This is a genomic window from Bradyrhizobium sp. SZCCHNR1051, assembly GCF_032489615.1.
In the GTDB taxonomy this organism is placed as follows: domain Bacteria; phylum Pseudomonadota; class Alphaproteobacteria; order Rhizobiales; family Xanthobacteraceae; genus Bradyrhizobium.
Window position 1 is genome coordinate 100939 of the sequence record NZ_JAUEYJ010000022.1, and the last position, 25183, is coordinate 126121.

Below are 25183 nucleotides of genomic sequence, written 5' to 3' on the forward strand. Positions count from 1 at the left end.
TGAGCATAAGCCTTGTCAAGAGCGGGAGATCAAGACCGCGAGAGCGGCAGCTTGGTTCCGACCACCGCCCGCTCGGCTAGAACGCCCTGCCTGAAGCGAAACAGCTTGGCCGGCCGACCGATCGTGTCGGCAGCGATTGCGCCTGTCTCTTCAACCAGTTCCTGCTGCTCGATGAGGCGGCGGAAGTTCTGCTTGTGCACGAGCCGGCCGGCCAGTGCCTCGACGCTGCGCTGCAATTGCAGCAGTGTAAATTCTTCCGGCATCAACTCGAACACGACCGGCCGGTATTTGATCTTGGCGCGCAGACGGGCAATGCCGGTAGCGAGAATCCGACGGTGATCACCGATCATGGCGCGGCCGGGCACCTCCGCCTGGCGGGCCTCCTTCTCGCGCGTACTCTCGGGAATCAGCGCAGCCTCGTACAGCAGCTCATAGCGCTGCAGCGCCAATTCCTCGTTCCACTCGCGGCCATCGAGACCGAAAGTGATCGCGGCGCGCTGCCACCTTGTCTTCTGCAGCGCCGGCTGGTCGGCGGCTCGCGCCCAGGCCTTCAGCTTCGGCGCGATGATCTTGGCCAGGATCGTCGGCGGTCCGTCGCGATGATCCTCCCACGGGAAGTAGTCGTACCATGACGACCATTGCGCATCCGCGCCCTCGCGCCCCTCTTCCTCGCGTGTCAGGCCGAGATAGCTGATGGAGATACGATGCGGCGCGTCGGGATCGCCGCCGCGACCGCGGTCGGCGAAGGTGTAGAGCTGCTCGACATAGCCGAGCGGATGGCCGGTCTGCGCCTTGACCCAGGCGCGCAGGCCCATCTGCAGCGAGCGGTGCGCGAACTGAAACGGTCCGCTCGGCAGCGCCGCAGCGTGCTCGATCGTCATGATCTTCGGATGGCCGTCGGTCACCGCCACCAGCACGGCGACGAGGTCCGCCGTGATCGCATCCTGAGCTGTCACCGTCTTCTGCGGCCGCTTGTTCACCTTCGACATCCGGATCCGTCGGTCCTATTTGTCATCCTCACCAGCCGCCGCCGGCGTGAACGCGCAATGATCCGGCTTCAGGTCGATCAGCGGCGTCTCGTCGAGGCAGTCGAGGCCGCGTACCAGCACGGTGTTGCCTTCCAACGCGACGAAGCGGACGGTCGACACGCCGATCGGATTGGGACGCACCGGCGAGCGCAGCGCGAAGGTGCCCCGGGTCTCGCCGTCATGATGGCGCGGGCTCTGCTTGACGAGATCCCGGCGCGCCCGGTTGAGCCAGTACAGCACCTGGAGATGGCTGAAACGATCGATGCCCTGCAGCGCCGGCACCCAGGGCTCGAAGATCTCGAGCCGGCACACCGGCCCCTCGAAGCTACCCTGCCGCGGCGTCTCGAGCCGCGAGGTCCAGGGCGTGCGGATGCGGCCGATGAAATACAGCGTGGCGTCGCGCGGCTGGGGCGCGTCGACGGCGACTTCTCCCGGGCGGAGATCGGTATCAGTGGTCATTGCGGAGTCCTTGGGTCTTCCCGGCAATCTATCCGAACCTCGGCTCACCGCAATTGCGGTTGCGCAAGATCGCGTAACTCAGCCGAGCCACCATTTGCCGGCCAGCATGACGGCCTCGCCGCAGACGACACCAGCAAAGATCGAGCGGCGGCTCGCCATGAAGGCCGCAAGGCCGGCAACGACCGCACCGTAGCGCAGGCCCCATGGCACGCTGGCGAGCGCGCCCGGCGGCTGCACCAGGATCTGGGCGATGACCCCCGCCAAGATGGCGGTCGCGACCGCCTTGACCCACATCAGCAGGTCCGAGCCCTCGTCGAGCCCGCTGCCGAACCACAGCCCGAGCAGGCGCCAGATCTGGTTGGGGATCACGCCCGCCACCAGCAGCACCACGAGCGCATGCCAATCGCCGATGAAGTCGCTCATGCCGGCCCCTGCCGCTCGCGCCATTTGTGCGCGCCGAACGCGAGCGTTCCGGCGACGACGCCGCTGACCAGGATGTCGACGCCGCTGTTGAGCTGGGCGGCCAGGGGATACAGCACGAGGCCAAGGCCGAGCGCGAGCACGTCGGCCAGCTCCCTGGCGTTGCGCAGGGTCGAGAACAGAAACGCCAGCGGCGTCAGCAAGAGCACCGCGGCGCCGAAGGTCTGCGACAGGTTGGCGGCCAAGAGATAGCCGATGATGGTCGCGATCAGCGCAATCCCCATCAGGCCGGTACCGAGCCCATGCACGAAGGCGATGCGGCGCTCGCGCGGCACATGCGGCAGGAAGCGATAGCATTCGACCCACAGGGTCACGGCGGTGAAATGCGCGATCAGCACCAGGTGCCGCCGCTTGGTCTGCGGCGAGCGGATCAGCGGCAGCACCGCCACCACCATCGGAAACAGCCGGATCGCGCTCATCGTGACCGCGATCGCCGACTGCAATATGGTCTGGCCGGAGCCGAGCGTGGAGACCAGGATGATCTGCGCCGGCCCGGCCCACACCAGCACCGTGCTCAGGATCGCCCAGAGCATGCTGAAACGGGTATCGTGGGCGAGCGCGCCGATGCCGATGAAGGTGACGAACAGCACCAGTGACAGGATGGTCGCTGACGTCGCGCGCAGCCCCCAGCCGAAGGCGCGCAGCGAACCATGCCATTGCGGCGAATCGAGCGGAGGAAGTGTCACGGGCGGCCCAGCGGAACGAACCGCGATAAGGCTGGCGAAAGCCGCTCGCGTCAACCGCCATCAGGCGCGCGCGGGTCTGCGTCCGGCGCAGCCATTCCCACCATCCCCACGCGCGGCGCCGCACGAGCTCTATCCGGAGCGATTGCGCAGCACGAAGCAGGCGCCACCGGCTCCGCGGATCCGGCTGCAGAGCGCGTCGGCCTCGGCCCGTGTCTCGGCGCCGATCCGCACCTGGTAGAAGGCGTGGTTGCCGCGCGAGCGCATCACCGACGACAGCAGGCTCGGGTCGCGGTCGCCGATGACCGGGCCAAGCCCCTTGATCGCCCGCGAATACATCGCGAGCGCCTTGTTGCGGTCGAAGCCTGCAGCCAGTTGGACGCCCCATGGTTTCGCGGCCGACAGCGCCACATGCTGCTCGAGCTCCGTGACGAACGGATTCGGCGCGCGCTTCAACATGGCCATCAGCTGACGACACGAGGTCGGCGGCGGGCTCGGCGGCGTCTTGCCGCCGCTGCCGGCGGCGGCCGCCCACTCATCGATCGTGGCGCCCGTGATGGCCGAAACGTAGTTGCGGGTCTCCCAGGGCAACTGCCCCTTGCCGGTGAGCCAGTCCTGCACCCGGCGCGGCCCCGCATTGTAGCCCGCCGCCGCGAGCCCGAGATTGCCGAACTGGTCGCGCAGCTCGGCCAGGAACTGCGCCGACTTCGGCAGCGCCTGAACCGGATCGAACGGATCGAGCAATTGGCGCTGGTTCGCCGTGCCCGGCATGAACTGCGCAATTCCCTGCGCGCGCTGGCCGTTGCGCGTGACCGGCCCGACTGCATCGCTCTGAAAGCGGCTTTCCTGCCAGATCACGCGGGCGAAGAATTCGAGCGGCAGATCATTCGCCTTGGCTGCGGATTCGATCATCAGGCAGATCGCCTCGCGGGTGCCGCTCTCCTTGGACTCCTCGGCCTTGATCTCCGAGCCCTCTGCCGCAGGCTCTGCAGGCTTCGCAGTCTCGTGCGGCGCGTCCTGCTGCGCGCCGCCCTTCGGATCAGCCGGCACGGCAACGTCACGGTCTGAGCCCTGCTCCGCCGCCACGCCGGACAAGGGCATGGTCAGCATCAAGGCAAGGCCGAGACAGGCAATGCGAGCAATCGAAACCATGGAAAGCATCGTGAGCGCGGTGCAATGGTTGGAATTCTGTCGACAGACAAAGCCCAGGACCATGCGGGGTTCCACCGCGCGGCGCCTTGACACAGCGAATGAGCGGGCTAGCAATCCTCAAGTCCTGCAGGGAGCGCGACGGATGACCGCACCGACCGACGACAGACTCGGCTTCGCGCCCGAAAGCGATGCGCCCTTGTCCTACATGGCGCGCACGCGCGACTACTATCTCGCGATCGGCTATGACACGCCCTATCGCTGGGCTCACTACACGTCGGCGCCGTTCCATCCCTTGCGCAAGCCGCTCGCGCAGTCGCGCGTCACCGTTGTCACCACGGCCGCGCCGTTCGATCCCGCCAAAGGCGATCAAGGCCCCGGCGCGCCCTACAATGGCGGCGCCAAGTTCTACTCCGTCTATGACGGCGATACGTCGGCGCAGCACGACCTGCGCATTTCCCACATTGCCTATGATCGCGCGCACACCAGCGCCGAGGATCCCGGCACCTGGTTTCCGCTTCCACAGCTCATCAGGCTGGCGCGTGAGGGCCGCATCGGCGCGGTCGGACCGCGCTTCTTCGGCGCGCCGACCAATCGCAGCCAGCGCGTGACGATCGAGACCGATGCGCCGGAGATTCTTGCGCGCTGCCGCACCGACGAGATCGACGCCGTCGTGCTGGTGCCGAACTGTCCGGTGTGCCACCAGACCGTGAGCCTGGTGGCCCGGCATCTCGAAGCGAACGGCATCGCGACCGTCGTCATGGGCTGCGCCAAGGACATCGTCGAGCACGCCGCAGCACCGCGCTTCCTGTTCTCGGATTTTCCGCTCGGCAATTCCGCCGGCAAGCCGCACGACGCGGCCTCACAGGCCTTCACGCTCGAGCTCGCCTTGCGTGTCCTCGAGAGTTCACCAGCCGCACGGACGACCGTGCAATCGCCTTTGCAGTGGAGCGACGATCACGGCTGGAAGCGCGACTACAGCAATCCGGCCATGCTCGCGCCGGAAGAGCTGGCGCGGCGGCGCGCCGAATTCGATGCGCAGAAGGCGATCGCGCGGCAGGTTCGTCAAGCCTTCACCTAGACGGTCTCAGGCCCGGCTCGGCATAATTTTAGAATACCGAACAACCTACTTTTGTTCGGCCTTCGGCTCCGGCCTTTGAAATTGAATATTGCACTTCTTTGCGATCGAGGCCTGCTCAATAGCAACCATCTGCCCCTTCATGTTACCCAACTCGGCGGCAGTTTGTTTGTCCCCTCCGACCAGAAACGCTGCTGGCCAGAATATCACGACGGCAGCCGTAGTCGCGATCGTATCATTCGTACGCTGCTTGTCTTGAGCTCCCGAAAGAGTAGCGGCACGGGCAGAGACGCTTTGAGCCTCCATCGCGAGCTGCTGACACGTATAGGACTGATAAATCATTGGAGAAACATACGTCGGGGTGATGTCGGCCGAACTCGAAGCGCAGGCGCAAAGGAACAAAGCGCCTAGAAAGCCGAAATTACGCCGATGTACGAACATGATTCCCCCCTTGCCCACGAAAACGTGAAACAATCTAGGAGCGAATGCAAGATGTTTGGGCCGTGCCGATGCAATTTGACCCTAATTATCCCATGATCAGAGCGACTGCTCCAGCAGCGGTATCAACGAACGCCGACAGCGACACAGCCGGAATCCCTTCATCATCACCCTGCAGCCGCGCGGCATGGCGCCAGCAGCGCGGACAGCGCACCGGGCGGCGCTACCGGCGCAGCCCGAAGCAGGGACCTGAGAACGCGCAGCCTTGCTGTGGTCAGCCAGCCGCCGATTGCGCCTCGCCGGGCGTGACCGCGTCGACCGGCAGCGCGAAGGCCTCGACCCGGTTGAGCGGCTTCTTGTTGAGCAGCAGCCGGGTCACGTCGGGGCGAGAATAGTGTCCCGCCGGATCGGCGGCGTTCTTGGCGATGCCGATCATGCCGAGATCGATCTCGGCGATCAGCAGCCCCTCCTGCTCCGGCGGCAGCTTCTCCGCAAGCGAAGAGCCGTCTGGACCGAAGATCGCGGCGTGGCCGCCGCCGACATGCAGCAGCGCGTGCTTGTCGGGCCGGTCACACAGCTCGTCGATCATCGCCGGCGAGACGGTGGCGCACGGCGCCAGCACAAAGCACGAGCCCTCGACGGCATAGACGCGCGAGGCGGCGTTGTTGACCTCGGCGCCGAGCGCCGGCGCGAACGGATCGTACAGCGAGAAGCTCGGCCACGCCGCGACATGCACCTGCTCGTTCTGGGCATACATCGCGTATTTCGACAGCGGCTGTAGATGCTCCCAGCAGCACAGCGCGCCGATCCGGCCGATGTCGGGGCGATCATGGACAGCGAGATCGCTGCCATCGCCCTCGCCATAGACGGTACGCTCGGCATGGGTCGGCCGCAGCTTGCGGCGCCGGGCGATGGTCTCGCCGTCCGGGCCGATCAGCCATTGCGCGATGTAGAGGCTGCCGCCGTCGCGCTCGGACAGTCCCAGCACGGCCGTGAGCCTGGCCTTGCGCACGGCGGCGCGCAGCGCCTCGGCCTGCGGGCTGTCATAGGCCAGCGAATTGTCGAAATAGCGCTGCACGAAGCCACGGCCGATGCACCAGGCCGGCGAGTCCATCCAGATGTGCCAGGGATAGCCGGGGATGAAGACCTCCGGAAATGCGATCAGCTTGGCACCTTTGTCGGCCGCCTCCTCGATCAGGCCGATGGTCTTCTTGATCGAGGCGTCCAGGTCGAGCCAGGCCGGCGCCGCCTGCACCACCGCCACCTTGTATTTCGGATGTGCCAGTCCCATCCCGCGTCTCCCCTCTTCCGGATCGGCGGCGCCGCGCGCCGCATTCGCTGGGGAGTATTGACCTCGGCGATCATTCGCGCTCGTCTTGGAGGGAACGAAAACTCGACTGCGGCCGCCAGGGAGAGACCAGCCGGCCCAGAGCTTGCTGCATTTCCGACGATCCACGCGACACAATGGCGGAGGGAGACGGAGCGATGCCGGTCCTGTTCACCACGGAAGGAAGCCCGGGCCACCGCCGGCTGGCGCTGTGGCAGGACATCGTCTGCGACGTCTATGTCGGGCTCGACTGCACATCTGATCTCGGCAGCGCGTTTCGGGGCTCGGTGACCCACACCGCGTTGGGACGGGCCGTCTGCTCCGAGGTCGCCTCGGACCGGCAGCGCGTGCACCGGACCTCGCAGCGAATCTCCCGGGCGGATGCCGACTTCGTCCTCGTCGCGCTCGGGCGAGAGGGAATCGGCGGCGTCGTTCAGGATGGCCGCGACACCGTGATCCGGCCCGGCGAGTTCGCGATCTACGACACGACCCGCCCCTACGAGCTGCAGTTCGACGCCGCGTTCAAGCAGATCGTGTTCAAGCTCCCGCACGAGATGCTGCAGCGCCGGATCGGCCCGACGGAGACCGTGACGGCGATCAGCTTCGGCCCCGATAGCCCGCTCCAGCCGCTCGCCCATGATTTCATCGTCAGGCTCTGCGAACGCGCCGAGCACATCGGCCCCGAGCATGCCGAACCTCTGGCCGACCAGGCTGCCGACCTGCTCGCCATGACCTTGGCCGAGCGGCTGCGCACACAGCCCCTGCCCGCCTCGAGCCATCGCGCAGCGCTGCTTTATCGCATCAAGGCGCACATCCGCACCCGGCTGCCCGACGCCGACCTCTCACTGCCGGAGATCGCACGCGAGCTCGGGCTATCGGCGCGCTACGTCAACGATCTGTTCTCGGACGAGGAGACGTCGTTCCAGCGCTTCGTGCTGGCTGAGCGGCTCAAGCAGTGCCGGCGCGATCTCGGCTCGCCGATGCTGGCGCATCGTCAGATCAGCGAAATCGCCTTGTCCTGGGGCTTCAACGATCTCTCGCATTTCGGCCGCGTGTTCCGCGAGCAGTTCGGCCTGTCGCCGCGCGAGTGGCGGCGCAGCGCCGTAAAGCGCTGAGCTGGCCGCAACGCGCCCGCCTCACGCGCCTCGTGGCGCTGTTCGCGCCCTCAGCTTGTGCGCGGTGGCGACCGGCCGTCAGCGCGGCGGATCAGCGCGCAAGGCATCAACCAGCCAGTCACGAAAGGCACGCATCCCGAACGTCGGTTCTTTCGACTTCAACCAGGTCAGCCAATAAGAACCGGCGGCGACCTCAGCCGCAAACGGCCTGACCAGCCGACCCGTCTCGAGCTCGCAGTTGAACATGGCGATCGGAACCAGGCCAACGCCGACGCCGCGCGCGGCCGCTTCGGCCATCGCGACGGAGCTGTCGAAGATCGGCCCCTGGATCATCGGGCATGGAGCGCCTGCGACTGCAAACCATAATGGCCATTCCTCGGCGCGATACGACCGCAGGAGATTTTCGCCCGCGAGGTCCGACGGCGCGCGCAGACGACTCGCGACATCGGGATGACAGACGGGCGACAGCGGGGCAGACATCAGATGGATGGCCTCAGTGCCGTGCCAGGAGCCGTCGCCGAAGCGAAGCGCGATGTCGAGCCCGTCTCCGGCGATATCGATGCGGTTGTTGTTGGTGAGGAGGCGCAGGTCGATATGGGGGTGCGTATCTCGAAAGCCGTCGAGGCGTTGCAACAGCCATCCCGTTGCAAAGGTGCCGACACAGCCGACGGTCACGACCTCGCGGGTTCCCTTCGCTTCGATGCGATCGATCGCGCCGCTGATGCGACTGAACGCATCGTTGAGGACGGGAAACAGAGCCAGGGCTTCGTCGGTCAACGTGAGGCCACGCGGCAGGCGCCGGAACAGGTGAGCGCCCAACATCTGCTCGAGCTGTTTCACCTGGTGACTGATCGCGGTCTGCGTGACCCTGAGCTCCAAGCCTGCCTTGGTGAAGCTCAGATGCCGGGCGGATGCTTCGAAGGCCCGCAAGGCGTTCAAAGGGAGATGGCTGCGGATGGGCATGATGACCAAGTTCTGCTCATGGCTCGACGAATAAATGATCGTTTGTCAGTCGTCACCTCGTTCGGCAGGTTCGCGCAGTCACTGGAGAATGAACATGCTGACGAGACGGCATCTGGGTCTTGGAATCCTCGGGATAGCGGCTGCGGCGAGCGGGCTGCCATCACCTGCGGCGAAGGCGGCGGCCGACCGAAGGGCGCATCTGGAAGGGGAACTCGCCCGCATCGAGCGCGAGAGCCTCGGACGGCTCGGCATCGCCGTCCTCGACTCCGAAAGCGGGTTCGAGGCGGGCCTGCGCCCGGCCGAGCGCTTTCCGATGTGCAGCACGTTCAAGTGTCTGGCTTCCGCGGCTGTCCTGAAGCGCGTCGACGCCGGCGAACTGCATCTCGACACGCGCGTCCCGTTCGAGGCGAAGGATCTCGTAACATATTCGCCGGTGACCAAGGAGCACGTCGGCCGCGGCATGACACTCGCCGAGCTCTGCGAAGCTGCGCTCACCCAGAGCGACAACACCGCGGGAAATCTCCTGTTGCGGCAGATCGGCGGTCCTGCGGGTCTGACGCGTTTTGCCCGATCGATCGGCGACGAGATCAGCCGCCTGGACCGCTGGGAAGTTGAGCTCAACGAGGCGCTGGCCGACGACCCTCGCGACACAACCAGTCCGGCCGCCATGCTACAGAACCTGCGCCGCGTGCTCCTTGGCGAGGTCTTGTCGACGAATATGCGCCAGCGATTGACGGACTGGATGATCGCCAACAAGACCGGCGACACTCGGCTTCGCGCCGGTGTGCCGCGTGACTGGCGCGTCGCCGACAAGACGGGCGCTGGGGACCGCGGCACGACCAACGACATCGGCATTCTCTGGCCCCCGGGCCGCAAACCGGTTCTGGTCACGGCCTATCTGACTGGTTCACAGGCGTCTCCCGAGGATCGCAACGCAACGATCGCGAAAGTCGCGCGGGCGGTTGCAGACGTCGTGATGGGACAGGCTGGGTAGTTCGAGCATCCGGCTTCCGAGCCCCTCCGGAAGCCGGACATCAGACCCAAGATGTTCGCCATGGCGGCGCAACGATTGGGCAGGCTAAGCTGCGGCCGGCCCACGTCATCGGAATGTGCGGCCGCTGCCGGGATCGATCCGATGCGCCGCTTTGCCATGAAGGCCCTGTTCTCCCTGCTGACCTTGCAGCGGGACGACGAGACACAGCTGCGCTGGGACCGGATCGTCCTGATCGGCTCGACCCTGGTGACGATCGGGCTGATCGCCCTATATGCCTATAGCAAGGCCGAGGGCCGCTGGTAGCCGGGCGCAAGACACGCGAGAACGAGTTCATGAGACGACGAATGGGGTCCGCCTGCCTGCTGCTGGCGTTCGCGTCGACCGCCAGCCATGCGCTGGACAGCGAGCAGAAGCGTGGAAAAGCGCTCTTGCAAAGCCTTTGCAGCCGATGCCATGCGGTAGGTCTCACAGGCGCCAGCCGGCACCCCGACGCGCCCCCGTTCAGGACCTTCGGTGACAGCAAGCTCTACGACGAGGATTTTGCCCAGCGGCTGCAGACCGGCCTGTCGACCATTCACAAGGACATGCCGAGCTTCCAGTTCGAGCGGCCCGAGGCGGAAGCCGCGGTCAATTATCTCAGGACCATTCAGGCCCGCCCCAAACGGCGGTGACGCGGCGGCGCGGTCCGCCGGCGTGGAACGGGGCTTGTGCGGCGCGGTTGCCCGTTCCCGTCCATTGCCCGCGGCCCGGCTGCGGCCGGAGCCCGCATGAAGACGCCGACGACCACGGGTCTGCACGCCGACGGACTGCCGCTGCCGCAGCGCACCTGGGCGATCGTGACGATCGCCCTCGGCATCGTGCTGGCCGTGATCGACGGCGCGATCGCCAATGTGGCGCTGCCGACGATCGCCCGCGACCTCAATGCGAGCCCTGCTTTTTCGATCTGGATCGTCAACGGCTATCAGCTCGCGGTCACGATCTCGCTGCTGCCGCTGGCCTCGCTCGGCGAGATCATCGGCTATCGGCGGGTCTATCTCGCCGGCCTCGTGCTGTTCACGGCTGCCTCCGCCTTCTGTGCGCTGGCCGACAGCCTGCTGCTGCTGACGCTCGCGCGCATCCTGCAGGGCTTTGGCGCCGCCGGCATCCTCAGCGTCAACTCGGCGCTGGTGCGTTTCACCTATCCGCACGCTCTGCTCGGCCGCGGCATCGGCATCAATGCGATGGTGGTCGCGGTCTCCGCCGCGCTCGGTCCGACCATCGCCGCCGGCATCCTCGCCGTCGGCAACTGGCCGTGGCTGTTCGCGATCAACGTGCCGCTCGGCATCGTCACCTTCGTCTTCGGCTTCCGCTTCCTGCCGCATACGCCGCGCGCGCCGCACATGTTCGATTGGCAGAGCGCGGCGCTGAGCGCGGTCGCTTTCGGCTTCCTGATCGCCGCCGTGGACAGCCTCGGCCATGGCGAGGCGCTGGTGACCTGCGCGATCGAGTTCGTCGTCGCCATCACGGCCGGCGTGTGGCTGGTCTGGCGCCAGACCCACATGGCCTCGCCGCTGCTGCCGCTCGACCTGCTGCGCATTCCAGTGTTCGCGCTGTCGATCGCGACCTCGATCTCGTCGTTCTGCGGACAGATGCTCGCCTTCGTCGCGATCCCCTTCTATCTCGAAAGCCATTTCGGCTATTCGCCGGTGCAGATGGGCCTGCTGATCACGCCGTGGCCGATCGCGGTCGGCCTGACGGCGCCGATTGCGGGGCGGCTGGTCGAGCGCGTGCCAGCCGGGCTGCTCGGCGGCATCGGTCTCGTGATCTTCGCGTGCGGGCTCGGTGCGCTCGGCCTGCTGCCGCGCGAGCCGTCGGCATGGGATGTCGTCTGGCGCATGGCGCTGGCCGGCTGCGGCTTCGGCCTGTTCCAGACGCCGAACAACCGTACCATGATCGCCGCCGCGCCACGCGAGCGCGCCGGCGGCGCCAGCGGCATGCTCGGCACGGCGCGCCTGCTCGGCCAGACCACGGGTGCGGCGCTGGTCGCGATGTTTCTCGCGATCGATTCGACCGACGGCACGCGGCTGTCGCTCTTGACCGGGGTCGGTTTCGCGCTGGTCGGCGCGTTCCTGAGCATGCTCAGGCTGTCGCCGGCCGGCGCCCGCGGCGCCGAGCGCGTCCGCGTCCAAGACGGCCAGCGGCTGAAGGGCGAGTAGTGACAGCGATGACGGACTGGACGATGCTGCCCCTGCTCGCCCTCGCCGCCTTCGGCTCGGGCATCGTCAATGCGCTGGCCGGCGGCGGCGCGTTCCTGACCTTCCCGACCTTGCTCGCCGCCGGCATTCCCGCGATTGACGCCAACGCCTCCAGCACCGTCGCGCTCTGCCCCGGCCAGTTCGTCAGCGCTTGGGCCTCCCGTGAGATCTTGAACGACGCAAAGGCGCCCTGGCGCCACGACCTCGTGCGGCTGTCGATCATCAGCCTGATCGGCGGCACGCTCGGCGCCGTGCTGCTCCTGGTCACACCGTCGGCCGCCTTCAGCCGGCTGGTCCCCTGGCTATTGCTGTTCGCCACGAGCGTGTTCGCATTCGGCATGCGCTTCACGCCGAAGGATGGCGCGCGCTGGTTCGGGCCGCTGACCATCCAGGCGGTGCAGTTCGTGATCGCGATCTATGGCGGCTATTTCGGCGGCGGCATCGGCATCCTGATGCTGGCGGCCCTGGTGTTCTACGGCATGCGCGACATCCGCGCCATGAACGGCATGAAGGTGCTGCTCGCTGCGCTCATGAATATGACGGCCTCCGCCATCTTTGCGTTCTCAGGCCGCGTGCATTGGCTGGAGACGCTGACGATGATGGGGGCTGCCATGGTCGGCGGCTTCGTCGGCGCGCGGCTTGGCCAGATCATCCCGCCGGCCCATGTGCGCCGCTTCATCATCGCCGTCGGCTGCGGCCTGACGGTGTATTTCTTCGTCAAGCCGGCCTGAGCCGGACGTCGCATCAAAGAACCTCGCGTCAACGAAAAAGGCCGGCGCGATGGCCGGCCTTTCGTAGTCATCTCGTAGCGTCAGGCTTACGCCTTGACCAGCGGTCCCTTCGGCGCCGGCCCCTTCGAGCCGCCGCCGGACTTCGGCTTACGCTTGCGCGCGGCCGGCACTTCGGACTTCGGCGTGACGGGGCCCTCGACGAACTCGAAGCCGATCTTCTCCTCGACGCCGGATTCGTCCTTGACGAGGACGACACGGACATGCCCGCCGCCCTTCAGCTTGCCGAACAGCACCTCGTCGGCCAGCGGCTTCTTGATGTGCTCCTGGATCACGCGGCCCATCGGCCGTGCGCCCATCTGCTCGTCATAGCCGTGCTGGATCAACCAGCTCTTGGCCGGCTCCGACAGCTCGATCGTGACGTCGCGGTCGGCGAGCTGGGCCTCGAGCTGCAGCACGAACTTCTCGACCACCATGCCGATCACCTCGACGTTGAGGTGCGCGAACGAGACGATGGAGTCGAGCCGGTTGCGGAATTCCGGCGCGAACTGCCGGTTGATCGCCTCGTGGTCGTCACCTTCCCGCTTCGAGCGATGGAAGCCGAACGCCTGCTTGGCCATGTCGGCCGCGCCTGCATTCGTGGTCATGATCAGGATCACGTTGCGGAAGTTGACCTGCTTGCCATTGTGGTCGGTGAGCCGGCCGTGATCCATGATCTGCAGCAGCACATTGTAGAGATCCGGATGCGCCTTCTCGATCTCGTCCAGCAGCACCACGCAATGCGGATGCTGGTCGACGCCGTCGGTCAAGAGGCCGCCCTGGTCGAAGCCGACATAGCCGGGAGGCGCGCCGATCAGGCGCGACACCGTGTGCCGCTCCATGTACTCCGACATGTCGAAGCGCAGCAGCTCGACGCCCAGGGTCGAGGCGAGCTGCTTGGCGACCTCGGTCTTGCCGACGCCGGTCGGACCCGAGAACAGATAGCAGCCGATCGGCTTCTCCGGCTCGCGCAGGCCGGCACGGGCCAGCTTGATCGAGGCCGACAGTGAATCGATCGCCTTGTCCTGGCCGAACACCACGCGCTTCAGGGTCTGCTCGAGATGCTTGAGCACCTCGGCATCGTCCTTCGACACGCTCTTCGGCGGGATCCGCGCCATCGTGGCGATCGTGGTCTCGATCTCCTTGATGCCGATCGTCTTCTTGCGCTTGTTCTCGGCCAGCAGCATCTGCGCCGCGCCGGATTCGTCGATCACGTCGATCGCCTTGTCCGGCAGCTTGCGGTCATGGATGTAGCGCGACGACAGCTGCACCGCGGCCTCGATGGCCTCGTTGGTGTATTTCAGCCGGTGATAGTCCTCGAAATACGGCTTCAGGCCTTTCAGGATCGCGATCGCATCTTCGACCGACGGCTCGTTGACGTCGATCTTCTGGAACCGGCGCACCAGCGCGCGGTCCTTCTCGAAGTGCTGGCGGTACTCCTTGTAGGTCGTCGAGCCCATGCAGCGGATCGAGCCCGAGGCCAGCGCCGGCTTGAGCAGGTTGGACGCGTCCATGGCGCCGCCCGACGTCGCACCCGCACCGATCACGGTGTGGATCTCGTCGATGAACAGGATCGCGTTCGGATGCGCCTCAAGCTCCTTGAGGACCTGCTTCAGGCGCTCCTCGAAGTCGCCGCGATAACGCGTGCCCGCGAGCAAGGTGCCCATGTCGAGCGAGAACACGGTCGCCGCCGCCAGCACCTCGGGCACTTCGCTGTCGACGATGCGCTTGGCCAAGCCTTCGGCGATCGCGGTCTTGCCGACGCCGGCTTCGCCGACGAACAGCGGGTTGTTCTTCTGGCGCCGGCACAGCACCTGGATGGCGCGGTTGATCTCGGAGTTGCGGCCGATCACCGGATCGATCTTGCCGTCCCGCGCTTTCTTGTTGAGATTGACGCAATAGGTTTCCAGCGCCTCGCCCTTTTTCTTGGAGTCCTCACTGCCCTTGGTCTCGGTCTCTTCGTCGACGCCGCGCACGGGGCGGGCCTCGGACACGCCGGGCCGCTTGGCGATGCCGTGGCTGATGTAGTTGACGGCGTCGTAACGCGTCATGTCCTGCTCCTGCAGGAAATACGCGGCGTGGCTCTCACGCTCGGCGAAGATCGCGATCAGCACGTTGGCGCCGGTCACCTCTTCGCGGCCCGACGACTGAACGTGGATCACGGCGCGCTGGATCACGCGCTGGAAACCTGCGGTCGGCTTGGCGTCGTCGCTGCCGTCCGTGACCAGATTTTCGAACTCGGTTTCGAGGTAGTTCACGAGACTGCCGCGCAGCTTGTCGAGGTCGACGCTGCATGCGCGCATCACGGCCGCTGCATCGGAGTCATCGATCAAGGACAGAAGGAGGTGTTCCAGTGTCGCGTATTGATGATGACGCTCGTTGGCGATCGCCAGCGCACGATGCAGGGATTGTTCAAGGCTTTGAGAAAAAGTCGGCATGCGCGTCCTCTGTGGCCCCTTGCCATCATGATCGCCGCCGCCCGGTCAGGCAACAACAACCTTCGTCAAATATAGTTATAACCGAGTGCGACAAAAGACCGGCCGAGCCGCTCGATTACGGGTTCACCGGATCGTCAATGCAAAACCCGTTCCGATTGCGGCAAATCGGGCTTGCGACGACCGAACGGCGCAGGCGGCCAGCGCGGAGAGATAGGGACCGGAGCGGCCGTAATTCTTCGGGCGAAACGTGAAACCTGCCCGGATTGCGCCGACCTCGTCTGCAGCAATTTGCATCTGCGGCGACTTGCGATTCCGATTCGCCACCGCCACTTCTCCGGCGCGCCCGAGCAGCCGGAGCCCCCGGCCTCTGGCGCGCTATTGCACGCGTCGGCGGCTCTCTTCGCGGAGGGAGCCGGCTATTTCTTCTCCATCACACACTGCAACGGATGCTGGTGCTTGCGGGCGAAGTCCATCACCTGCGTCACCTTGGTCTCGGCGATCTCGTAGGTGAAGACGCCGCACTCCCCGATGCCGTGGTGGTGCACGTGGAGCATGATCTTGGTCGCGGCCTCGACGTCCTTGTTGAAGAACTTCTCCAGGACGTGAACGACGAACTCCATCGGCGTGTAATCGTCGTTCAGGATCAGGACGCGGTAGAGGTTGGGGCGCTTGGTCTTCGGCTTGACCTTGGTGATCACGGACGTTGCCGGGCCACCGGTGCCACCGGACTTGTTGTCGTTATTGCTCATCCTGGGCGCGGATCGGTTCAATCTGGAAGTTGGCTGCGACATCTTGCACGCGTTAGATATGGCTGCGAGGCCCCCAATAAAGAGTTTCCCTTGGAGGGTCGCTCAACTTGGAGGGTTGCTCAATAAGGGTTGCCCCGACCTGTCCCCTGCCGGGCCGCTTTCCGCCACCCGGTCCTGCTTTCCAGATCGCCTGTCCCAGCCGACCGGTCCGGTCGGACCGACGCCAGGAATATGGGTCAGCGACCGGTTTGCCGCAAGCGCAGGCCCAGGACGGACCGACGCTCCGGCAGGACCGATTCCCTGCCCCGGCGATGAGGTGCAAGGTTAATCAAACCGGCCGCATTTTACAAAGCCCATTCAGCGGGCATTGACAGGGAACCAGCTCGGTTGCGGGCGCGGCGCCACGCTGCGGGCATTGGCCCGGTGTTTCGCGGTTTCGATTTACCCGTCCTTGACGAAGCCGAACCGAAAACACCTGCAGAAAACCATAATTGGTGAGCGACATGACCGATGTCTCCTTCATTCGACTCTGCCGCCGCGCCGCCCGACGGTTCGCCTGCGACCGCGGTGGCAACATCTCCGTGCTGTTCGCCATCTCGCTCGTCCCTATCCTGGCCTTCGTCGGCGCAGGCGTCGACTACAGCCGGCTGAACGCCGCGCGGTCGTCGATGCAGGCCGCGCTCGACTCCACCTCGCTGATGCTGTCGCGCGACCTGGCGCAGGGCACCATCAGCGCAGCCGACGTCGGAACCAAGGCAAGCGCCTATTTCAAGGCGCTCTACACCAGCACGGACGCGCAGAACGTCACCGTGACGGCCAGCTATACCTCCTCGACCAGTTCATCGGCCTCCAACATCCAATTGTCGGCCTCCGGTCAGATCGTCACCCAGTTCATGAAGATCGCCGGCTTTCCGACCATGGACTTCGGCGTCAAAACGACATCGACCTGGGGCGACGTGAAGATGCGGGTGGCGCTCGCGCTCGACAATACCGGCTCGATGGCATCCAGCGGCAAGATGTCCGCGCTGCAGAACGCCGTGGCCGGCAGCGGCGGGCTGATCGACCAGCTCAGCGCCCTCGCCAAGACCCCGGGCGACGTCTACATCTCGGTCGTTCCATTCGCCAAGGTCGTGAACGTCGGCGCCAGCAATTACGCCAAGGACTGGATCGACTGGACCGACTGGCAGAATCCGCCCACGACCCAGCCCGCCAATGGCTCCTATCAGGCCGCAATCCCGAACGGCAGTTTCACGCAATCCCAATGGGACATGGTGGGACCGGGATCTTCCTGTCCGTTCAAGTCCGGCAACGGCTTCCCCTACTTCTCCTGCACCAGCGGCCCGGCGACCGGCAGCTCCAGCGCCTCCAAGATCCCGTCGAGCGGGACCTACAACGGGTACATCTGCCCGGGCTACGACTCCGCCTCGCATAGCTACTACAACGGCTGCTGGGACAGCGTGCAGACCAGCACGCGGGTGAACTGGTGCACCGGCAGCTACTGCAGCTGCCCGACCAGCGGCAGCAATCTTCCGAACAACACGTGCAGTTGCACGGGAAGCGGATCCAGCACGGTGTGCAAGGTCAACACCTTCACGCACACCTGGATCGCCAACACCAAGAGCACCTGGACCGGCTGCGTCGCCGACCGCACCCAGCCCAACGACGCGAATGCCGTGTCGCCCGCGACCTCAGACGTGACGACGCTGTTCCCGGCCAACCAGCACATGGAGAACAGCACCCAGTACTGCAACAGCACGGCCTCGACCAAGCTCGCGGAGATCGTGCCGCTCAGCTACAATTGGAGCTCGCTGAAGAGCGCCGTCAACGCCATGCAGCCCACCGGCGGCACCAATCAGGCGATCGGACTTGCCTGGGCCGTACAGTCGCTGATTCCGAACGGCGTGCTGGCCGCGCCGGCGGAGGACGTCAACACCACCTATAATCGCGTCATCATCCTGCTGTCGGACGGCCTGAACACCGAGGACCGCTGGCCCGAATACGGCAACGGCTCGTCGCAAGCCTCGGGCAACCCGATCGACGCGCGCCAGGCCCTGCTCTGCTCGAACCTGAAGAACACCAAGGATTCGAAGGGCAACGCGATGTACACGATCTACACGATCCAGGTGAACACGAGCTCGCCCGCCGATCCGACCTCGGCCGTGCTGCAGAACTGCGCCAGCAGTCCCGACAAGTTCTACATGCTGACGAGTTCGAGTCAGATCGTGACCACGTTCAACTCGATCGGCACCGCATTGTCGAAGCTGCGGGTTGCCAAATAACAGAAGCGCCGGGCACCGACTGCGCTCCGCCTTCAGCCAACAAAAAAGCCCGGCGCAAGCCGGGCTTTGTGCTCCCTACAGGGCGCGAACGGTCAGTGCGCGGCCGGCGGGGTGAACTTGGCGGCGATGCCTTCCAGCGGCTTGAACGCCTGCTTGGCGAGATCCGAATACAGCCCGGCGATCTTCTGCGAATCGGCGACGAAGGTCTCGTAGGCCGACTTGGCGAACTCGGTCTGCACCTCGAGCACCTTGTCGAGCGACTTCACGCCCTGGAGCTTCTCGACGAACGACTTGGTGTCCTCGAACGACTTCTTGGTGTAGTCGCCATACGCGGTGGCGATGGCTTGGAGCCCGTTCTGCACGGTGGTCGCAGAGTTCACGACGGTCTCGAACTGCTCTTTGCCGTAGTTCTGAAAGTCTTCAACCTTAAACATGTGGCATTCCTTTCCCTGATTTTGAGCGCCCTCAGGGAAGCCCCGGCTCCCTGACGCATCCATAATATAGTGCAGCGCACAAAAAAAATCAAGAATATTGTGCAATGCACCATCACGGGCATTGCGGTCTCGACGCACCGTCGGGCGCCCCAACCCGGGCCAGTTCAGCGGAAATACCGACCGTCGGCGCAAGGTTTCTTTAATCCTTTGGCAACTCGACCGTCCTAACCTCTCCGGTGGTCCCGGCCAGCGTCGGCCGAACCGTAAAGCTGTTCTAAAACAGCGTCTTAACAAAACCTCAGTTCGAGCCCTTCGATGCTTGGCAGCGTCATGGCGCGATCGGGAGGTCCGACAGGCACGGTTACGGGGGCGTTCGGCACAATTTCGCCTTACGAGCCGGTGATCACGTCAGAAATTGGACGGGGATTTCATGCTTCGCAAACAAATGGCTTCCTCGCGCCTGTTGCGAGTCGGCGTCTACGGACTGATCACCCTCGCGACGGCAGCAGTGGTCACGGTCGACAGCGCGGAGGCGCGTCGGCGCCATCGGCAGCATCACGCGCGGCACTCGCCGCATAATGACGAGGGCAGCTACAGCCCGGCGTTCGCGTCGATCGTCGTCGACGGCAATTCCGGCGCGACGCTGACGGCGACCAATCCCGACGCCTCGCGGCACCCCGCCTCGCTCACCAAGATCATGACGCTCTATTTGCTGTTCGAGCGGCTCGATTCCGGCAAGATGAAGCTCGATACCGAGATGCCGGTGTCCGAGCACGCCTCCGAGCAGTCGCCGACCAAGCTCGGCCTGCGCCCCGGTCAGACGATCCGCGTCGAGGACGCGATCAAGGGCCTGGTGACGCGGTCGGCCAACGACGCCGCCGTGGTCATCGCGGAGGCGATCGGCGGCGACGAGGACGAGTTCGCCAAGATGATGACGCGCAAGGCGCGCTCGCTCGGCATGAGCCGAACCACCTATGTGAACGCCTCCGGCCTCCCCGCCGACGCGCAGATCACGACGGCGCGCGACCAGTCGATCCTGGGCCGCGCGATCCAGGACCGCTTCCCGCGCTACTATCGCTATTTCTCGACGGTGGTGTTCAATTATCGCGGCCAGTCGATCCGCAACCACAATCATCTTCTCGGCAATGTCGAGGGCATCGACGGCATCAAGACCGGCTATACCCGCGCCTCCGGCTTCAACATCGTGACCTCGCTGCGCCGCGGCAACCGCCACCTGGTCGGCGTCGTGCTCGGCGGCCGCAGCGGCGGCTCGCGCGACGCCATCATGCGCAACCTGCTTGCCGAAAACCTCGACAAGGGCGCGACCCGGCGCACCGTGGCGGCGATCGGCGAGCGCGGCGGCTCCGACGGCGGCGATCCGAACCAGGGCACGGTGCAGCTCGCCTCCGCGGCGCCGGAGACGCCGGCCCCGAGCCGCGCCTCCAAGATCATCTCGACCCTCTCGGAAGCCACCGCGGCCCTACCGCCGGCGGCACCGCGAGAGGCCAAGGTCGAGCCGGCGCCGATGACCTCCGGTGTGATCCAGAGCCAGCCGATGTTGATCGTTCCCGGCTCGACCGAGCCGATGAAGCCGGTCAAGGTCAGGACGGTCCAGGTCAAGGCCGGCGCGGTCAAGCTCGCGACCGCCGCGCCGCAGCCGGCCGCCCCTGCTCCCGCGCCCTTCGCTCAGCGCGTCGAGGCCATCGAGCCGGCGCCGCCGATCACCCGCGCCGAGGCCCCCCGTCCCGACATGCCGCCGCAGCCGCCGGGCCATGGCACCGGCAACGGCATTCTCGGCGTGCTGCCTGCCTCCAGCCTGCCGGCAGGCTCGTCGCAGGCCATGGCCTATGCGGCGCCTCCGGCCCAGCCGGCACCGACGCAGATCGCCTCCGCGAGCGCCGCGGCGGAGCTTCCGAGCAAGCCTTCCGTGACGCGGAGCGGCTGGATCATCCAGGTCGGTGCGCTGGACAACGAGGCCGAGGCCCAGAAGCGGATCGAGGCGGCCCGCAGCTCGGCGCAAGGCCTCCTCAGCAAGGCCGATCCCTTTACCGAGACGGTCGCGAAGGGTGACAAGACCCTGATCCGCGCCCGCTTCGCAGGACTCGATCGTGATCAGGCCGAGGCCGTCTGCAAGAAGCTGAAGCGCGCCGACATCTCCTGCATGACCGTGCACAACTAACGTCGGCACCGATCCTGTTCCGATGAGGCCCGCGCGACACAGCGCGGGCCTTTTCGTTTGCGGACCACGCGATCGATGATCGGGACGCACGGCCGCAAACCACTCGTCAAGGATTTGCCGCTAGAACTTTTTCACCATGACGAACGATCGTGCCTGGCAAGGGCGAGAGCCGCAGGCGTCGACAAAGTTGCGTTGAAAGCGGGTTCGGTGTTGTGGCGTTGGTGGCGTTGCCGGAGTTAGCCGTGATGCGTACGAAGCAGAGTATCCTTGGCCTCGTTCACCCGGGCGGCGAGGTACGTCGACCCCCCTTGGTCGGGATGCAGTTTCTTCATGAGCGCACGGTGGGCCCGACCGATCTCGTCTCGCCCCGCGCCCGGCTGCAGGCCAAGGATCTGATAGGCCTCCTCTTCCGTCATTTTGGAGCTCGACGCCGCGCGTCCCTGCCGCCCTGCCGCATCGCGCTCCGCGTGCTGACGCCAAGCGGGAAACCGGCGGTCCAGATAAGTTTCAAGTAGAGCGACGCTGTCGGCATCGAGGCTCGGCGTCATCGCGGCGAGCTGCGGCAGATCGAACTCGTCCAGCGACCGGCCGGCATGGACACCGGCGACGAAACGGCCCTGCATCTGCCCGCTGTCGTGATCGAGCACCATCTCGATGAATTGCGAGCGCACCCGCGAGTTCTGACCGGACGAGCGTGGCCCGCCCAGACCGAACATGCTGCCGACATTGCCGAGCCCGCCCGGTGACCAGCCGAGCAATCCCGCCCCGAACAGCCCGATCGGGATCGCCACCACCAGCTCGCCGCGGAGGCCGGTGAAGGCTGCCACCGCAAGGCAGCCGATGCCACCGGCAAACTTGAGCGCGCGCGCCAGCGCCGCCGGATTCGCGTTCCGGAACATCTGCAGCAACAGATAAAGGGTGATGACGGCGACGGCGCCAGCGATCAGTGTCATGATCCGAATATAGGGCGTGTCGGGACAAAAAGCATGATCGGCTGCGTACGCGACCGGCAGGCTCGAGCCGGTGCGCCGGGCTTGATATTGGCGGCGGCCGAGATCGATCTCTACTTCATCTGCCCGATCAGGCGTGCCGCGCCCGCTTCGGAGCCGGCGAGCCGGAGCAGCGCCGCGCGACCACCGGCAGCATAGGCCGCCGCGGCGCGCAGAAGATCGCGCAACTGCGCGGATGCGCCGGGATCGAAGCGGCACCATGCTCCCCCCGACAGCCGCGCCATCTCGCGAAAAGCCTGCTCGGCCGCGGGCTCATTGCCCTCCTGGAACATGAACAGCGGGACCTTCAACAGCCCGAGCTCGCCGGCCTTTGCGCAGAGCACGTCGACATTCTCCTCCATCGCGTCGCCAACGAGCACGACGGCGCGGATTCCAGACGCTGTCGCATGGCGTCGCGCCTCGGCAAGAACCTTGCCGATCTGGGTCTGGCCGCCGCGACAATCGATCTTGCCCATCAGCCGGGCGAGCTCAGCGCTGTCGGAGATCCAGCCAGTGGCGCGGCATTCATCGAAGCCCCGATAGTACACCAAGCGGATATCCAGGCTGCCGAGTGCGGCGGCCTCGCGAAACATGTCGGCCTGCAGGGCACAGGCCATGTCCCAGGTCGGCTGGCGGCTCAGGGTCGCATCAAGCGCAAAGACGAGACGACCTCTGGTTCCCTGAGCTGCAGGAGCCATGGCCTTGGCCTGCGCCACAAACGCCGCAACGGCGTCTGCCGTGGAGCGCGCATCGTCCGGCAACCGTTGCTGGCGCGAGCCATCGTCGGCCGTGGTCATCGGCGCAGAACCTGGCTTCGTACGACGATCGACCATACGCGCACCTTGCTCGGACGCGCATCATGTGGGCAGCCGGACGAACAGCTTCAATGACGGCAGCGACCCATCTGCTGCTTACGTCGTTCATTCCGCCCGTCGTGGTGGGCGGCAAGGGTCAGGCGAGGCTGGCGTGCATCCCGGCTTGCGCGCTCAATGCGTCAGCGGCTTGGCCGGCGTCGCGGTCTTGCCGACCGGCGCATAGGGCGCGACGGGCCCCGGATCGAGCAATGGTGTCTTGGTCTTGACCGGCCCGATGTCGCTGCTGCTGTCGCTGTCGGCGAGGAACTTGTCCAGCATGGCCTGGATCGACGACTTGGCGTCGTCGGGTCCGGTGTCGCGCATGTCGTTGTGCTGGAAGTCCGTGTTGACGACCGTGATGCCTTCCTTCTCGCAGATGTCGTCGCTCGGGATCACGCCGGGATCGGTCTTGAATTGCGGGTCCTTCGAACGGAACGACAGGATCTTGAACTTGCCGTCGGTGACGAACGGGACGCGGAGGTTGTCGAGCGTGACGACCTTCCGGACGTCTTCGGGATACTGCTTGGCGAAATACATCGAGATGTCGCCGCCCATCGAATGACCAACCATCGTCAGATGATCATAGTCGGCGTTCGGCTGCACTTGGTGCATCTGCTCGACGGCGAACCGGATGTTGGCGACGCCGCGCTGGATCTGCGGCAGGCGGCCGACATAGGGCTCGCCGACCTTCGTCACCATCGGCGCATCGGTCGGCAGGTCGTGCTGGATGCTGACCGCCATGTAGCCGCGCGCAGCAAATACGTTGGCCAGGAACGAGTACTCGGTGAACTTGACGGTGTTGCCGTGATTGAGGATCGCGACCGGCAGCTTGACCATGCCGGCTTCGGCCTGCATCTCCTTGTCGCGGCGGACGGCCACGGCGACTTCGACCAGACGGTTGTCGCGCGAGGCGTCATAGAACCTGATGGTCTCGTGCCGGATCGCCCACTTGCTCGCGGTGAAGTAGCCGACGGCCGCCAGCACGCTGACAGACACAAGAACGGTTATTCCACGCTTCATGTTCGTCCCTCGGGAGCACAATCAAAGGTAGTTTTGAACCTGTAAGACTCTCGCGACCCGTTCTGTTTAATATATGTAACGGCGCTGTGACAGGAAGACCAAATGTTGTGTATCGGTCGCCCGTTCGTTGTGCGCCGCACCTAGTTGCTGTGCAGCATAGCGGGTTCCGTCGCCCGTCTCTGTAACTTGAGCCCTGAACGTCAGGTTCAAATCAGTCATGAATTTGACGGTAATCTAGCGAAGTTGGCGGCCGCGGCGTTGACCTGAGACAAATCTTCCTCGTCCGTCCCAAGCAGGCTGAACGCGCCGTACCCCCCTGTCACGCGGATTGTTAACCAAGCGGCGGGCGCACGTTCAACGCGCACAATGTCTCAGGCGCGGCTTCGCCGGACTGCGGACGGTATTCAGGCGCTGATGATGTCGTGCAGGTCGAGCGGCTTGTCGACCTGGGCGAACCATTCGGCGCGGTTCGCGGCGCGGCGGCGGCCGCGCTCGTCCAGCGGCAGCTTGAGCTGCCGCAGCAGGCTGGTGACCTCCTCCCGGGCCGTGACGTGGCCGAGATTGGGGCGGGTGCCCAGGGTCGCTTCGTCGATGTCGTCGAGCGCGGTCAGTCCGCGCGGGAAGAACTCACGATAGACGACGCGTTCGGCAAAGCCGTCGATGGCGCGAAAGCCGAGCCGCAGCGACAGGTCCTTGAGGCCGTCGGCGACCAGTTGCTTGTTGCGGGAGCCGAGCATCGACAGCCGGTTGCGGACCACGATCCAGTCGGTCATCGCACCGTCCACCTGGCGGCGCTTGCGCCGGACGTCACGCACCATCTCCGCATAGTGGCTCTCGCCGGTCACGGCATAGGTCGCCGGATCGACCGTTCCCAGCACGTCGAAGTCGAGGAAGCTGTCGTTGATCGGCGTGACCAGCGTATCCGCCATCGAATGCGCCAGGCGCATCAGGTAGCTGTCGTTGCCGGGCGTATCGATGACGATGAAATCGAACGAGCGTTCGACGGCGCTCACGGCCTCCATGAACTGCTGGAACTCGGCGTTCTCGTTCTCGTCGATCTGCAGCGTCCGGCCGAGCTGGATGCAGTAGTGCGTGGGCAGCTCGAGGCGCAGGCCGGTGCGGCGCGCCCAGGCGCTGCGGTTGTTGATGTAGTGGGTGAAGCTCTGCTGGCGGCAGTCGAGATCGATCGTGGCGACGCGCTGGCCGGCCTTGAGGAGTGCCACGGCAATGTGCAGGGCGGTGGTCGACTTGCCCGACCCGCCCTTCTCGTTTCCAAGCACAACCACGTGGGCCGAGCCCGATTGTCCTTGGCTAGTCTGCACCAGCATGTTGTCGACCTCTTACGATCATCTTCGAGTCACGGTCGTCTGCGGTCAAGTGAAATGCATCGTCATCGTGAATCCCACGGGGGACGCATCCTCCGCTACTACTTGACGCGCACGTTTACCAACTCCGCATCGGACGCGGAGACGTGCTAACAGGCGTATTCAAGTATGCTGAGCGGCGTGTCGCGTCCTTGTTAAGGG

The 25183-nt window shown here is 65.5% G+C and carries 24 protein-coding genes; 9 read left to right on the forward strand and 15 right to left on the reverse strand.

Annotated elements, in window-relative coordinates; translation table 11 throughout:
- Positions 1 to 29 precede the first annotated feature (29 nt).
- From QW868_RS25445 to QW868_RS25465, 5 genes are all read right to left on the reverse strand, one after another.
- Complete coding sequence (locus QW868_RS25445; protein WP_315740318.1) at positions 30 to 989, reverse strand: NrtR DNA-binding winged helix domain-containing protein; 960 nt, start codon at positions 987 to 989, stop codon at positions 30 to 32.
- Between the two features lie 15 nt (positions 990 to 1004).
- The gene (gene tsaA / locus QW868_RS25450) at positions 1005 to 1487 is read right to left on the reverse strand and encodes a tRNA (N6-threonylcarbamoyladenosine(37)-N6)-methyltransferase TrmO (protein ID WP_315740319.1); all 483 of its coding nucleotides are present in this window, start codon (positions 1485 to 1487) and stop codon (positions 1005 to 1007) included.
- Positions 1488 to 1565: 78 nt separating this feature from the next.
- The gene (locus QW868_RS25455) at positions 1566 to 1910 is read right to left on the reverse strand and encodes an AzlD domain-containing protein (RefSeq protein ID WP_315740320.1); all 345 of its coding nucleotides are present in this window, start codon (positions 1908 to 1910) and stop codon (positions 1566 to 1568) included.
- Positions 1907 to 2653 carry an AzlC family ABC transporter permease gene (locus tag QW868_RS25460; protein WP_315740321.1) on the reverse strand — a complete coding sequence of 249 codons (747 nt, stop codon included), beginning with the start codon at positions 2651 to 2653 and terminating at the stop codon, positions 1907 to 1909. The genes QW868_RS25455 and QW868_RS25460 overlap by 4 nt, the downstream gene beginning before the upstream one ends.
- A gap of 129 nt (positions 2654 to 2782) precedes the next feature.
- On the reverse strand, positions 2783 to 3802 hold the full coding sequence (locus QW868_RS25465; protein ID WP_410051322.1) for a transglycosylase SLT domain-containing protein: 1020 nt from the start codon (positions 3800 to 3802) through the stop codon (positions 2783 to 2785).
- 142 nt (positions 3803 to 3944) lie between these two features.
- Here QW868_RS25465 and QW868_RS25470 point away from each other — a divergent pair, with 142 nt between their 5' ends.
- The gene (locus tag QW868_RS25470; protein WP_316231805.1) at positions 3945 to 4880 is read left to right on the forward strand and encodes a glycine reductase; all 936 of its coding nucleotides are present in this window, start codon (positions 3945 to 3947) and stop codon (positions 4878 to 4880) included.
- Positions 4881 to 4925: 45 nt separating this feature from the next.
- On the opposite strand, the gene QW868_RS25475 is transcribed toward QW868_RS25470, so the two are convergent.
- Positions 4926 to 5318 carry a hypothetical protein gene (locus tag QW868_RS25475; RefSeq protein WP_316231806.1) on the reverse strand — a complete coding sequence of 131 codons (393 nt, stop codon included), beginning with the start codon at positions 5316 to 5318 and terminating at the stop codon, positions 4926 to 4928.
- A gap of 271 nt (positions 5319 to 5589) precedes the next feature.
- Positions 5590 to 6606 (reverse strand): carbon-nitrogen hydrolase family protein, encoded by a 1017-nt coding sequence (locus QW868_RS25480; protein WP_316231807.1) that lies wholly within the window; start codon positions 6604 to 6606, stop codon positions 5590 to 5592.
- A gap of 194 nt (positions 6607 to 6800) precedes the next feature.
- Between QW868_RS25480 and QW868_RS25485 the strand changes: the two genes are divergently transcribed.
- Complete coding sequence (locus QW868_RS25485; protein ID WP_316231808.1) at positions 6801 to 7757, forward strand: helix-turn-helix domain-containing protein; 957 nt, start codon at positions 6801 to 6803, stop codon at positions 7755 to 7757.
- Between the two features lie 78 nt (positions 7758 to 7835).
- Here QW868_RS25485 and QW868_RS25490 read toward each other — a convergent pair whose 3' ends face one another.
- Entirely contained in the window at positions 7836 to 8720 is an 885-nt protein-coding gene (locus tag QW868_RS25490; RefSeq protein WP_315740360.1) for a LysR family transcriptional regulator, read from the reverse strand.
- Positions 8721 to 8814: 94 nt separating this feature from the next.
- Between QW868_RS25490 and bla the strand changes: the two genes are divergently transcribed.
- The 5 genes from bla (at position 8815) to QW868_RS25515 (ending at position 12679) form a co-directional block, all read left to right on the forward strand.
- Positions 8815 to 9714, forward strand: coding sequence for a class A beta-lactamase (bla, locus tag QW868_RS25495; RefSeq protein ID WP_316231809.1), 900 nt, complete (start codon positions 8815 to 8817; stop codon positions 9712 to 9714).
- A 141-nt stretch (positions 9715 to 9855) separates the two neighbouring features.
- On the forward strand, positions 9856 to 10017 hold the full coding sequence (locus tag QW868_RS25500) for a hypothetical protein (RefSeq protein WP_315718376.1): 162 nt from the start codon (positions 9856 to 9858) through the stop codon (positions 10015 to 10017).
- 41 nt (positions 10018 to 10058) lie between these two features.
- Complete coding sequence (locus QW868_RS25505) at positions 10059 to 10385, forward strand: cytochrome c (RefSeq protein WP_315740328.1); 327 nt, start codon at positions 10059 to 10061, stop codon at positions 10383 to 10385.
- Positions 10386 to 10481: 96 nt separating this feature from the next.
- The gene (locus tag QW868_RS25510; protein ID WP_315740329.1) at positions 10482 to 11909 is read left to right on the forward strand and encodes an MFS transporter; all 1428 of its coding nucleotides are present in this window, start codon (positions 10482 to 10484) and stop codon (positions 11907 to 11909) included.
- A gap of 8 nt (positions 11910 to 11917) precedes the next feature.
- The gene (locus QW868_RS25515; protein WP_316231810.1) at positions 11918 to 12679 is read left to right on the forward strand and encodes a sulfite exporter TauE/SafE family protein; all 762 of its coding nucleotides are present in this window, start codon (positions 11918 to 11920) and stop codon (positions 12677 to 12679) included.
- Between the two features lie 86 nt (positions 12680 to 12765).
- On the opposite strand, the gene clpA is transcribed toward QW868_RS25515, so the two are convergent.
- Both clpA and clpS read right to left on the reverse strand, forming a co-directional pair.
- Positions 12766 to 15153 (reverse strand): ATP-dependent Clp protease ATP-binding subunit ClpA, encoded by a 2388-nt coding sequence (gene clpA, locus QW868_RS25520; protein WP_315740331.1) that lies wholly within the window; start codon positions 15151 to 15153, stop codon positions 12766 to 12768.
- Positions 15154 to 15569: 416 nt separating this feature from the next.
- Positions 15570 to 15902 (reverse strand): ATP-dependent Clp protease adapter ClpS, encoded by a 333-nt coding sequence (clpS, locus tag QW868_RS25525; protein ID WP_006611275.1) that lies wholly within the window; start codon positions 15900 to 15902, stop codon positions 15570 to 15572.
- A gap of 503 nt (positions 15903 to 16405) precedes the next feature.
- On the opposite strand from clpS, the gene QW868_RS25530 reads away from it, so the two are divergent.
- Positions 16406 to 18181, forward strand: a complete 1776-nt coding sequence (locus tag QW868_RS25530; RefSeq protein WP_316231811.1) for a pilus assembly protein — start codon at positions 16406 to 16408, stop codon at positions 18179 to 18181.
- A gap of 92 nt (positions 18182 to 18273) precedes the next feature.
- Here QW868_RS25530 and QW868_RS25535 read toward each other — a convergent pair whose 3' ends face one another.
- Positions 18274 to 18615 carry a phasin family protein gene (locus QW868_RS25535; protein WP_315718372.1) on the reverse strand — a complete coding sequence of 114 codons (342 nt, stop codon included), beginning with the start codon at positions 18613 to 18615 and terminating at the stop codon, positions 18274 to 18276.
- A gap of 430 nt (positions 18616 to 19045) precedes the next feature.
- Between QW868_RS25535 and QW868_RS25540 the strand changes: the two genes are divergently transcribed.
- Positions 19046 to 20794: a D-alanyl-D-alanine carboxypeptidase gene (locus QW868_RS25540; RefSeq protein ID WP_316231812.1), complete on the forward strand. Its 1749-nt coding sequence runs from the start codon at positions 19046 to 19048 to the stop codon at positions 20792 to 20794.
- Between the two features lie 236 nt (positions 20795 to 21030).
- Here QW868_RS25540 and QW868_RS25545 read toward each other — a convergent pair whose 3' ends face one another.
- From QW868_RS25545 to QW868_RS25560, 4 genes are all read right to left on the reverse strand, one after another.
- Positions 21031 to 21747, reverse strand: coding sequence for a DnaJ domain-containing protein (locus tag QW868_RS25545; RefSeq protein ID WP_316231836.1), 717 nt, complete (start codon positions 21745 to 21747; stop codon positions 21031 to 21033).
- 110 nt (positions 21748 to 21857) lie between these two features.
- Positions 21858 to 22616, reverse strand: a complete 759-nt coding sequence (locus QW868_RS25550; protein ID WP_410051323.1) for a VWA domain-containing protein — start codon at positions 22614 to 22616, stop codon at positions 21858 to 21860.
- Positions 22617 to 22769: 153 nt separating this feature from the next.
- Positions 22770 to 23657, reverse strand: coding sequence for an alpha/beta fold hydrolase (locus QW868_RS25555; protein ID WP_315740335.1), 888 nt, complete (start codon positions 23655 to 23657; stop codon positions 22770 to 22772).
- A 404-nt stretch (positions 23658 to 24061) separates the two neighbouring features.
- A complete protein-coding gene (locus tag QW868_RS25560; RefSeq protein ID WP_315740336.1) occupies positions 24062 to 24985 on the reverse strand; it encodes a division plane positioning ATPase MipZ in 924 nt (307 codons plus the stop codon).
- Between the last annotated feature and the right edge of the window lie 198 nt (positions 24986 to 25183).